11 protein-coding genes and 1 pseudogene are annotated in these 9,937 nt (G+C 66.2%); 4 read left to right on the forward strand and 8 right to left on the reverse strand.

The features are described 5' to 3' along the window. A partial coding sequence (locus NMQ16_RS18975; protein ID WP_257078918.1) for a hypothetical protein occupies positions 1 to 141 on the forward strand: 141 nt, incomplete at its 5' end. A gap of 601 nt (positions 142 to 742) precedes the next feature. Here NMQ16_RS18975 and NMQ16_RS18980 read toward each other — a convergent pair. From NMQ16_RS18980 to NMQ16_RS19015, 8 genes are all read right to left on the reverse strand, one after another. Next, positions 743 to 2,245, reverse strand: coding sequence for an efflux transporter outer membrane subunit (locus NMQ16_RS18980; RefSeq protein ID WP_257082530.1), 1,503 nt, complete (start codon positions 2,243 to 2,245; stop codon positions 743 to 745). After that, entirely contained in the window at positions 2,246 to 2,956 is a 711-nt protein-coding gene (locus NMQ16_RS18985; protein WP_257082532.1) for an ABC transporter ATP-binding protein, read from the reverse strand. Between the two features lie 133 nt (positions 2,957 to 3,089). Then, positions 3,090 to 4,229 carry an ABC transporter permease gene (locus tag NMQ16_RS18990; protein WP_257082533.1) on the reverse strand — a complete coding sequence of 380 codons (1,140 nt, stop codon included), beginning with the start codon at positions 4,227 to 4,229 and terminating at the stop codon, positions 3,090 to 3,092. Next, the gene (locus tag NMQ16_RS18995; RefSeq protein WP_257082535.1) at positions 4,226 to 5,431 is read right to left on the reverse strand and encodes an efflux RND transporter periplasmic adaptor subunit; all 1,206 of its coding nucleotides are present in this window, start codon (positions 5,429 to 5,431) and stop codon (positions 4,226 to 4,228) included. The genes NMQ16_RS18990 and NMQ16_RS18995 overlap by 4 nt, the downstream gene beginning before the upstream one ends. Before the next feature lie 18 nt (positions 5,432 to 5,449). Further along, the gene (locus NMQ16_RS19000) at positions 5,450 to 5,758 is read right to left on the reverse strand and encodes a hypothetical protein (protein ID WP_257082536.1); all 309 of its coding nucleotides are present in this window, start codon (positions 5,756 to 5,758) and stop codon (positions 5,450 to 5,452) included. A gap of 112 nt (positions 5,759 to 5,870) precedes the next feature. Further along, entirely contained in the window at positions 5,871 to 6,773 is a 903-nt protein-coding gene (locus NMQ16_RS19005) for a sterol desaturase family protein (RefSeq protein WP_257082537.1), read from the reverse strand. Between the two features lie 6 nt (positions 6,774 to 6,779). Next, complete coding sequence (locus NMQ16_RS19010; protein ID WP_257082539.1) at positions 6,780 to 7,145, reverse strand: hypothetical protein; 366 nt, start codon at positions 7,143 to 7,145, stop codon at positions 6,780 to 6,782. Between the two features lie 10 nt (positions 7,146 to 7,155). Continuing rightward, a complete protein-coding gene (locus NMQ16_RS19015; protein ID WP_257082540.1) occupies positions 7,156 to 7,467 on the reverse strand; it encodes a hypothetical protein in 312 nt (103 codons plus the stop codon). 177 nt (positions 7,468 to 7,644) lie between these two features. Between NMQ16_RS19015 and NMQ16_RS19020 the strand changes: the two genes are divergently transcribed. The 3 genes and pseudogenes from NMQ16_RS19020 to NMQ16_RS19030 form a co-directional block, all read left to right on the forward strand. Further along, positions 7,645 to 8,349: a response regulator transcription factor gene (locus tag NMQ16_RS19020; protein WP_257082543.1), complete on the forward strand. Its 705-nt coding sequence runs from the start codon at positions 7,645 to 7,647 to the stop codon at positions 8,347 to 8,349. After that, positions 8,346 to 9,632: an ATP-binding protein gene (locus tag NMQ16_RS19415; protein WP_257082544.1), complete on the forward strand. Its 1,287-nt coding sequence runs from the start codon at positions 8,346 to 8,348 to the stop codon at positions 9,630 to 9,632. Before NMQ16_RS19020 ends, NMQ16_RS19415 begins: the two co-directional genes overlap by 4 nt. Next, positions 9,633 to 9,937: pseudogene (locus NMQ16_RS19030) on the forward strand (GMP synthase (glutamine-hydrolyzing)); the annotation flags it as partial.

Raw genomic sequence — 9,937 nt, forward strand, 5'->3', positions numbered from 1 at the left:
TTCATGACCGCCCACTGGGCCGAGCTGCCGCACAGCCTGCTCGGCCGCACCAGCAACCGCATCATCAACGAGGTGCGCGGCATCAATCGGGTGGTGTATGACATCTCGGGCAAGCCGCCGGCGACGATTGAGTGGGAGTAGCAGGTTTCGCGATCTCGTGAGAAAGTCTTTAAAAACAGTTGTGTAGATATCTCCATCAACTATCGGCGATACATGATCAACAGTTTGAAAGATGCGGTCCAAGCCGTTGGCCCGGCCAAGAATTTCGCCTTCTGACCGCTCCATCCGGGAAAAAGGGGGCAACTTCAGTTTGACGGTAAATCTGACGGAAGAATTTGCGGCTCTACGGCTCGTGAAAATTTACCGTCACTGGAATTTGCTGCCTGACGGTAAGATCCAGACAAATATCTTATATAAATCAGGTTTCTACAGATTTCTGAGTCTGCGATTTGGCGTGACGGTCAAATTAGCTCATCGTTGATGTCCCGAGCGCAGTGTGTCTCTCGATGGGCGGCCAGGCGCGGAGGGAGGTAGCCCTTGACCTGTCAGCGGTTCGAGTTGACTACCAAGTTCGATCTACGCTTGACGACCGTTCAGTTCGGACTCGCACGAAGCCCCTGGCCATCAGCCGTCAAGCGCCAATTGCCAATCGCCGGTTTGGTGCAAGTCAGTGGATGACGTCCGAACTGAAGCCTGTCCTCCGACCTCGACGTTTTCGATGAGTAGCGTTGCGACCTCCAACTCATGGCTGCGCCAACACCTTGCGCAGCGTGACTTGGGCGACGAAGGCCTGCGCATGGGTGTCCAGCAGCGACAGCTGGCGCTGGAGGGCCGCTTGCCGCAATTCGAGCTCGCCGAGGCGGGCATCCATGCCGGTATCTGCGCGTTCCGCGGCCTGCCGGGCGCGGCGCAACGCGGCCTCAGCTGCGAGCGCTTCTTGCGCCGCCTGGGCTTGCAGGGCACTTGCGGTGGTCAGCGCGTCTTCCACCTCGCGCAGCACGCCCAGCACGACGCCTTCGTAGTGTTGCGCGGCCTCATCCAGCCGCGCCCTGGCGGCGGCGAACTGCGCGTTGCGCCGGCCGCCGTCGAACAGCGGCGAGCTGACCTGCGCGGCCAGCGACCAGATGGCGCTGCCCGGCTTCAGCAGCATGGCCAGCGCGCTCGATTCCGTGCCTGCGCCGGTGGTGAGCTTGAGCGTGGGAAAGAAGTCGGCCCGCGCGGCGCCCGCGTCGCTCAGTGCGGCGTCCAGCTGCGCCTGGGCGCTGCGCACGTCGGGCCGCCGCAGCAGCACGGTGGACGGCATGTCCGACAAAGTGGGCAGTGCAGCAGGCAGCGCTGCCGGTGCAGTCGTGTCTGCCGGCACCGGCAGCGCTCCAGGGGCCACGCCGCACAGCAGCGCCAGCGCGTGCCGGCCAAGGGCGATTCGCTCCTGCATGCGCAGGGCCTGGGCGCGGTTGTCGGCAACGCTGATCTGCAGCGCATCCGGCGCCGAATCGTCCGCCAGGCCGGCCGACACGCGGGCTCGCAGCCCGCTCAGGCGACGCTCGCCCAAGTGCACCATCTCCTCCAGCAGTGCCGCCTGCGCCTGTTGCGTTTTCAGCATCCGATGGCTGGTGATCACATTGGCCGTCAGCGACAGGCGTGCGACCTGCAGGTCATGCTCGCTCGCCGCCGCCCGTTGTTGCGAGGCGTGGGCTTCGTGACTGAGACGGCCCCACAGGTCGGCCTCGTAGGTTGCATCCAGCGACAGGCGAAGGCGCGAGTTGTAGGTGCTGGGTGCGACCTTCAGCGCCGGGGCCCTGGCAGTAGCGGTCGGAGGTCCGGTCACGCTGACAGGTACATCCACGTTGCGTGATGCACGCGCCCGGCTGGCCTGCTGGTTCAGGCCGACCATCGGCAGCCGGACGGCCTGGTCGAAGTCCGCCAGCGCGCGCGCCTGGTCAATGCGTGCCTTGGCCACACGCAGGTCGCGGTTGTTGCGCAGGGCCAGGTCGATCAGCGTATCGAGTTGGGAATCCCCCAGCGCGGACCACCAGGGTGAGTGAACGGCCGTCGGGTTGTCGAGCACCGTCGGTGCATCCGCCGGTGTGGCGTGGAATGCTCGCGGCACCGAAAACGCCGGGGTCGGCGGCAGCGGTAGCGTGACGCTGCAGCCGACCAGCAAGAACAGGCCTGCGGAGGTTGACAGGACCGTCACGGCGGGTGGAACGAATCGGCGGAGATGGGCGAAATGGTCGCGGTTCATTCAAGCTGTGGCCGATGCGTTGAGCATGGAGGTGACTGCGCGTTCGCTCAGGTGGCCGTCGTCCATCTGCAGGATACGGTCGAACAGGTCGAGGCTGCGATGGTCGTGCGTGACCACCAGCACTGCGGCGCCCAGGTCCCGCGCCACCTGCTTGAACAGGCTCATCACCTGGCGGCCGCGTTTGCTGTCCAGCGCCGCGGTCGGTTCGTCCGCCAGCAGGAGCGGCGGCTGGTTGGCCATGGCGCGGGCCACGGCTACGCGCTGTTGCTCGCCGCCGGACAGCTTGTTGGGCAGATTGTCGCTTCGGTGATCCACTTCCAGATAGCTCAAGAGTTCGTGGATGCGGCGCTGCGCCTGGTCCGCGGGCACATCGTTGATCTCCAGCGCAAGCTGTACGTTTTCCGCCGCGCTGAGAAATGGGATCAGGTTGGGCTTCTGGAACACGAAACCGATGTGCTGGCGCCGGAAGGCGCGGGGATCCGCAATGCTGGCACCCGGCCCGTTGGCCAGCTGGCCCCGCAGCAGTACGCTGCCGCTGGTCGGTGCTTCCAGCAGGCCGGCCATCAGCAGCAGGCTTGACTTGCCCGAACCGCTGGGCCCGAGCAAGGCCACCATCTGGCCCGGGTACAACGCAGTGGTCGCGTTCGACACCGCGGCCACCGCGGTGTCGCCGCTGCCGTAAACCTTGCTGACGTCGCGCAGTTCCAGCACGGACATGGCGTCCGCAGATACTGGCGTCCCTGCGTGATCCGGGATGGGCGCCCCGGCAGGTTTCAGCGCGCTCATCGGACTACCCTCCGCGCCGAGCGCCGCCGGATGAGCACCAGGGGGTGGCCTGTCCTGCTCATGCCAGCACCTCCTGCGCCCTGACCTGCATGGCCTTCCAGATGCCCAGCAGCGCACCCAGCACACACAGCACCAGCACGATGGCGGCGAACATCAGGTAGTCCTCGGGCGGCTGAACCAGCCGGCGCGGAAACAGCGGCTTGATGAGGGGCCCGATCGCCACGGCAATCGCGTAGCCGAGCGCGCCCAGTGCCAGCGCCTGCTGCAGGACCATCGACACGATGACCTTGTTGCGTGCTCCGATCAGCTTGAGCAGCGCGATCTCGCGGCGCTTTTCCAGCGTCATGGTGTAGATGGTCACCGCAATGACGACGGCGCTCACCACCAGTAGCACGGCCGTGAACATCAGTATCTGGCCGCGCAGGCGCCCCAGTCGACCGAACAGGAAGGCGTTGCGCTGCTCGTCGGCGCTCATCACCGTCACGTCGCCCCAGCGCGCGATAACCTGCTTCAAGCGCTCGGCGTCGGCAGAGCTGTCCAGGTTGAGCATGACGGCGGCGATGTTGGCCGCCTTTGCCGAGGGTACCGGCCGGCCCGCATCGCGCGCACGCTCGACCGCCTCGCTCGGGCGATGGGTGGCGATTTCCAACACATCGTTGATCGACATGGCGATCATCGGGTTGCCGCTCGAATCGAGGTATCCGCGCGCCAGACCGACCACCTCGCACCGGGTGCCATGGATGAGCACTTCGTCGCCCAGGCGCAGCCCCGAAGACTCGTCCGCAATGGCCTCGCCGCGGCCGGCTGCCAGGGCTCGACCGGCCACGAGCGGGATCCAGGCGCCAGCGTCCACCGGGAAGTCCAGCCCGATCAGCGAGCCGCGCACTGTCCTGCCGTTGATCGTGACGCGCAGAGACTGCAGCATGAACTGCCGCGCCTCGCGCACGCCCGGAAGCGACAGCGTGCGCGCCAGCACGCGCCGGTCGATCGACGAGGTCTCCGCAAAAGGCCCTTCGGTCTCGGCCTGAATGACCCAGAGATCGGCCTGCGAATCGTCGATGATGGCCAGTGCGTCCTTGACGACGCCGCGATAAAGCCCTGTCATCGACATGGCCGCCAGCAGTGTCAGTCCCACGCCAAGGCCGGTCAGCAGGAAGCGCATCAGGTTGGCCCGGATGTCGCGGGTGGCGAGATTCACTTGCCCACTCCCTTCACCGCGGGAAGCACCTGTGGCAGCACCGGCAAAGCCCGAGCCATGCCCTGCGGCTGCAGCACCAGCGCATCGGATGTCAGCCCATCCAGCACTTCGACCAGGCGCTCGTCACGTGCGCCCAGACGCAGCGCGGTCCAGTGCGCCCGCCCTTCTTTCGCCACCCATACGCCGCGACGGGTGCCGTCGCTCACCACGTACGACAGCGGAATGGCCAGGGGCACCGCACGCTCGCGCCCCTGCACCACCACCGTGGCACGCTCGCCCAGTGCCCAGCCCGCAGGGATCTCCTCGAGCTGGAAGTCGACCGTGAATTCGCGCGTGTCGATATCCACCGAACGATTCGGGCGTTCAACGAGGGCCTGGATGGTGCCGTGCGGCTGAGACTTCAGCAGCAGCGACGCCACATCGCCCACTTGTATCGCGGCCAGCGCCGACTCGTCGAAACGTGCGCGCACGCGCAGCGAAGCCGGGTCCACCACGGTCAGGCAGGGCACGCCCGGCGCCGCGGTGTCGCCAGCACTGCAATGGCGCGAGGTCACCAACCCGTCGAACGGCGCGCGCAGCGTGGTGTCGCGCCAGCGGGCACGTGCTACATCCAGGTTCGCCAGCGCCTGGGCATGAGCCTGCTGCGCCGACGTGACCTGCACCGCGCCGGCCTCGGCGTCGATCCGGCTTGACCGGGCAGCGGCCACATGAGTGTCCACCTCCGTGGCCGAGATGGCGTCGGGGCCTTGCCTAGCCAATGCTGTGGCGCGCTGGGCATCGGCGACTGTGCGCTCTTGCAGCACCACGGCGCGCGCATGCGCCATTCTGGCTGCATCCACCGATAAGCGGGCGGCCTGCACGGCGGCCTCGGAGACGCGAACCTGCGCCGACAACTCGTCAGCGTCCAGCAGCAGTAGCGGCTGCCCGCGCTTGACACTCTGGCCCACGTCCACCAGCACAGCCTGAACCTTGAGCGCCGACTTGCTGGCGACATCCGCCTGCTCAAGCGCCGTCAACTCGCCGGCGCCTTTGATGGGCGCCCGCAGGCTGTAGGACGCGGGCTGAACGGCGACCACGGCCTGCGCCACGGCATAGCGCACCAGCAGCGCTGTGAGGATGCCCATCAGCACGACCGCCATCAACAGCGCGACCCACAGCCGGCGGCGGCTCGAGCCCTTCATGTATTCACGAAAGGGATGCAAGATGCTTCCAGACGCGGCTCAGCGGCGGCCGCCCTGCTTAGCGGCAAAGGCAGTGATCTGTTCCAGGCTGACAAACCCCGTCTTCTCGGCATCGATCGCGTCGAAGTTGCGATAGATTCTGGGCATGCCGGCCTTGGCCTCATCGCGGCTGAGCTGGCCATCGGCATTCGTGTCGGCTGCGGTGAAGCGCTTCTGCAATTCGGCACGCTTTTTTTCCTGGCGTGCCGAATCGACGCCCTGAGCGGTGACGTTGGAAGTGACGCAGGCGGTTGCCAGCAGCGCAGCCGCAAAGCGAAGGAAGGCGAAAGAGCATAGGTTGGGTTTCATCGAAGTCTCTCGTTGGTTAGTCATTCAGAGTGCTGCACCCTGGACCAGGGAAATTCAGGCACTTGGTGTTAGGAACGTCGCTTGGGGTTAGGTCGTCGAGGCTTTGTCGAATTCAGCTTGATCCCTCCCTTGTCGTCGCGCTTTTGCGAGCGTCCGGCGGCGCGAACAATGCGCGGCAAATGTCCAACGCACTGCGTGCGTTACGCAGATCGCGCGCCAAATTGATCCACTCGTGGAAGGCGACGCGCAAAGGGTTGTATGCCAGCAGTGGCGTGGTCAGGCCATATCTCGGCGGAACATCGGCGCGCTCTTCCAGGTGGGTGCCGAACAGGCGGTCGAAGACCATCAGAACGCCGCCGTAGTTGCAGTCCAGATACTCCGGGTTGCTGCCGTGATGCACACGGTGGCTCGACGGTGTGTTGAACCAGCGCTCAAATGTCCTGCCCAGCCTGGGGATCCAGGTTGTGTGCAGCCAGAACTGATAGAGCAGATTGCCCGACAGGGCGAGCGTCACCGCCACCGGCGAGAAGCCGAGCCACATCAGCGGCGAGAAGAACAGCACCGTGCCGGTGATCTTGCCCGTCCAGCCCAGCCGCAGCGCGGTGGCCAGTGTCAGCTGGTTGGGCGAATGGTGCACAGCGTGCGTCGCCCAGAACCAGCGCACGCGGTGCGCGCACCGGTGATACCAGTAGTAGCAGAACTCGTTGCCCACCAACAGCAGCGCAAAAGGCCACCACGAATCCATCGCGATCGTGAACAGGCGGTGCTCGTAGATCCAGCCGACCAAGGGGATCGCAAACGCCAGACCGAGCCCGGTGGACAACAGGTCGAAGATGCGCCGACCCACGGCATCGCCAATCGACGCCGCGAAGGCCCGCCAGTCGTAGCCACCCGGGGCGAGGCGCGACAAGACGACGCCTTCGACGGCAGCGATCCCCAGCGGCGCGACGATCAAGGCGCCGAGCCAGGGTCTCAGGTCGGAGGCCACGAGATCATTGAGGGCGACGTGATCCATGACGGGTCAGCCTTCGGTCGCCGCGCGGCAGCAGGCGCCCAGCTCGGCGCGCTTGGCCTTCGCGCACGGGCGCAGCTCGACCTCACCCTGCGCTTCGGGACTCGGCTTTCTTGCCTCGGCCTTACAAGCGTCGACCTCGCCAAGCTGGTCTTGGCACGCAGAAGACAGCATGACTTCGTTTTGACGCAAGCAGATGGCTATGCGCCCGTCGCCAGGCCGCATGCCGGGGCACAGCTTGCGCGCATCGGCGCGGCAGGCCTGCACCGTCGCGCGCTCGTTGGCTGCTGCAGGTGCGCCGAACCGCAGCAACGCCAGACATAGCCCGCCGAACGCCATGACGCGGGTGAAATACGCAACATCGTTGTGGGTCATGGCGCGCTCCTTATGGCTGGCGGGTGACTTCGCGCGTGACTGTCCCGCCGTTGGCCCGCGCGAACGTCGTCGTGCCGCTGCCTTCGCCGTCGCGCGCCGAGCTTCGGCTACGCGTTTTGCCGTCGGGACCGGTCGTGGTGGTCGTGCCGCCTTCGGCTGAACGAGTCGCGGCGCGCGTCGCCATCGGCCCATTGGCGCCGGTGATGGTAGCCTTGCGTTTGCGCGCTGGCGCTTGCGGTGCCTCCAGCGCCAGCATGGCGACGAGGGACGTGGCAGCGACTGGGGCTACACTGACTTGAGACAACGAGTAGAACTTGGACATGATGAACTCCTCGAGACGGGCTAACCGTTTTAACGGTTGCTTCAGACCTTGGTGCTTGCCGTAATTGCACCCCTTTTTCACCCTCAACGCGGCGACGATTCGCGACGAATTGCGACAGTGCTGTCGCATTGGCCTGCGTGACCTGTCGCATCCCTACACTTCCGGGCCATGTCGCTGATGCAGCCGCTGATCCTGATCGTGGACGACGACGCTGAACTGGCCTCGATGCTTGTGGAACTGTTGGCACGCGAAGGCTGGAGCACGCACATCGTGTTAACCGCCGGTGACGCCGAACGGGCGTTGTCCGCCAAACCGCCCGATGTGGTGCTGCTCGATGCGATGCTGCCGGACGGTAACGGCTTCGACCTAGCGCGGCGCTGGCGCGCAGCACATCCTGCCCTGGGCCTGGTGATGTTGACCGCACGTGGCGATCCGCTCGATCGCGTGCTGGGTCTGGAAATCGGCGCCGACGACTACCTGCCGAAGCCCTTTGAACCACGCGAGCTGGTGGCGCGCGTGCGTGCTCTGCTGCGCCGTACCGCGCCCGGTCGCGGCGACAGCGCAGTGCTGCGCTTCGCGGGTCTGTCGATCGACATCTTGAGGCGCGAAGTCACCGCCGGCGGTCGTGTGGTGGCGCTGACCAGTGTCGAGTTCAAGCTGCTGGTCGCGCTGGCCAAGCAGCCCGGCACGCCACAGGCGCGAGAGTCGCTATCCGAGGCGGTGCAAGCGGGCAGCTACCAGCCGCTAGAGCGCACGGTGGACGTGCAGATCGCACGCCTTCGCCGCAAGCTGCGTGACGCGAGCCCGGGTGCCGATTGGGTCGACACCGTACGAGGCGAAGGCTATGTCTTCGTGCCGCGTGGCGGTGTCGCGGCCGAGTGAAACTTGCGCGCGGCCTGTTCGCGCGCCTGCTGCTTGTGCAGGTGCTGCTGGCGATCCTGCTGATCGCCATGCTGATGGCCCTCTTCTACGACGAGCGCAGCCGAGCAGTGGCGCAGTTGGTGTCTTCACGCTGGTCGCCTGCGCTCAAGCTTGCCGCAGCCGGCGCGCCGCTCAAGGCTGTGCTGGAACATGCCCCCGGGCCGTTGCGCACCGCGACAACGCGGCCCGAGGTCGCCTTCGCTTTCATCTCGTTGACGTCGCGCCTGAACGTCTTGCGCGAGACGCTTGGCGATGACGGCGTGCCCGTTGACGACGCGCTGTTCTCACCCGAGGGCGGCGCCGGCATGTCCACCATATGGCTAGCCTTGCGCCTGGCCGAGGGGCAGCTGCTCTGGGTGGGACTGGAAGGCGACATCGTCGAAACGCGCTGGCGCGACCGCTTCATCGTGTTGGTGGTGCTGCTGTTCGCGCTTGCCATTGTCGCCAGTGCCTTCATTTCGCGCCATCTGGCGCGACCCCTCGAGGTGCTCCGCGGGCGCATCGCCGCCGACGATATGTCGGGCGGGTCGCTGCCGCATGCCAGTGCAGAGGTGCAGGCGATTGACGAAGCCTGGCGAACGCTGCGCCAGTCGATCGATCTTCAGGAGTGCGAGCGTGCGCTGCTGCTGGCCGGCGTGTCGCACGACCTGCGTAGCCCGCTCGGACGCATCCGCATGGCCGCCGAAATGCTGCCCGACGGGGAGCGCGTCGCGCCGCAGCGCGAGGCCATCGTGCGCAATGTGCTTCTGGCGGACCGGCTCATCGGCAGCTTCCTCGACCATGTACGCAGCGGTGAATTGCCGCTGGACGAGACGGTGGACGTGGCTGCCGTGGCACGAAGTGTTGCCGCACAACAGCACTGCGAAGCGACGTCACTGTCGGTAGAAGCACCGGCGTCGCTACCGGTCGCGCACGCCAACGCGGTCTTGATCGAACGCGTGATCGCCAACCTGCTCGATAACGCCCTCACCCACGGCCAGCCGCCAGTGCGGTTGATCGTGGGCACGGTAGGCCACCGGATACGCGTCGAGGTCGAGGACTGCGGGCCTGGCATCGCGCCCGAGGATCAGCAGGCGATGCTGCAAGCCTTCGCGCGTGGCGATGCGAGCCGCAGGCATCCGGGTTTGGGCCTGGGCTTGGCGGTTGTGCAGCGCGTGGCGTTGCGAATGGGAGGCAGCGTCGCTTTCTGCCGCTCGGTAGATGGTGCACGGACCATCGTGCGGGTTGAGTGGTCGATGGGCTGAAGCGGCGAGTGCTGCCCGATCGCCGGCATGGCTGACGAGGCGCGCCGCTTCTATGGCGTGCAGTTCCACCCCGAAGTGACGCACACCGCGCGCGGCGCCGACATCCTGCGCAAGTTCGTGATCGACGTCTGCGGCTGCGCCGCCGACTGGATCATGGGCGACTACATCGAAGAGGCTGTTGCGCGCATCCGTGAACAGGTCGGCGACGAGGAGGTCATCCTCGGCCTGTCCGGCGGCGTCGATTCATCGGTCGCGGCGGCGCTGATCCACCGCGCCATCGGCGACCAGCTCACCTGCGTGTTCGT

Source organism: Methyloversatilis sp. XJ19-49 (genome assembly GCF_024580145.1).
Taxonomy (GTDB): domain Bacteria; phylum Pseudomonadota; class Gammaproteobacteria; order Burkholderiales; family Rhodocyclaceae; genus Methyloversatilis.

What these genes read in the sequence shown, in the direction of transcription:
- NMQ16_RS18980 (WP_257082530.1), bottom strand. Translation starts at nt 2,245, where the DNA reads ATGAACCGCGACCATTTCGCCCATCTCCGCCGATTCGTTCCACCCGCC.
- NMQ16_RS19000 (WP_257082536.1), bottom strand. Translation starts at nt 5,758, where the DNA reads ATGAAACCCAACCTATGCTCTTTCGCCTTCCTTCGCTTTGCGGCTGCG.
- NMQ16_RS19005 (WP_257082537.1), bottom strand. Translation starts at nt 6,773, where the DNA reads ATGGATCACGTCGCCCTCAATGATCTCGTGGCCTCCGACCTGAGACCC.
- NMQ16_RS19010 (WP_257082539.1), bottom strand. Translation starts at nt 7,145, where the DNA reads ATGACCCACAACGATGTTGCGTATTTCACCCGCGTCATGGCGTTCGGC.
- NMQ16_RS19015 (WP_257082540.1), bottom strand. Translation starts at nt 7,467, where the DNA reads ATGTCCAAGTTCTACTCGTTGTCTCAAGTCAGTGTAGCCCCAGTCGCT.
- NMQ16_RS19020 (WP_257082543.1), top strand. Translation starts at nt 7,645, where the DNA reads ATGCAGCCGCTGATCCTGATCGTGGACGACGACGCTGAACTGGCCTCG.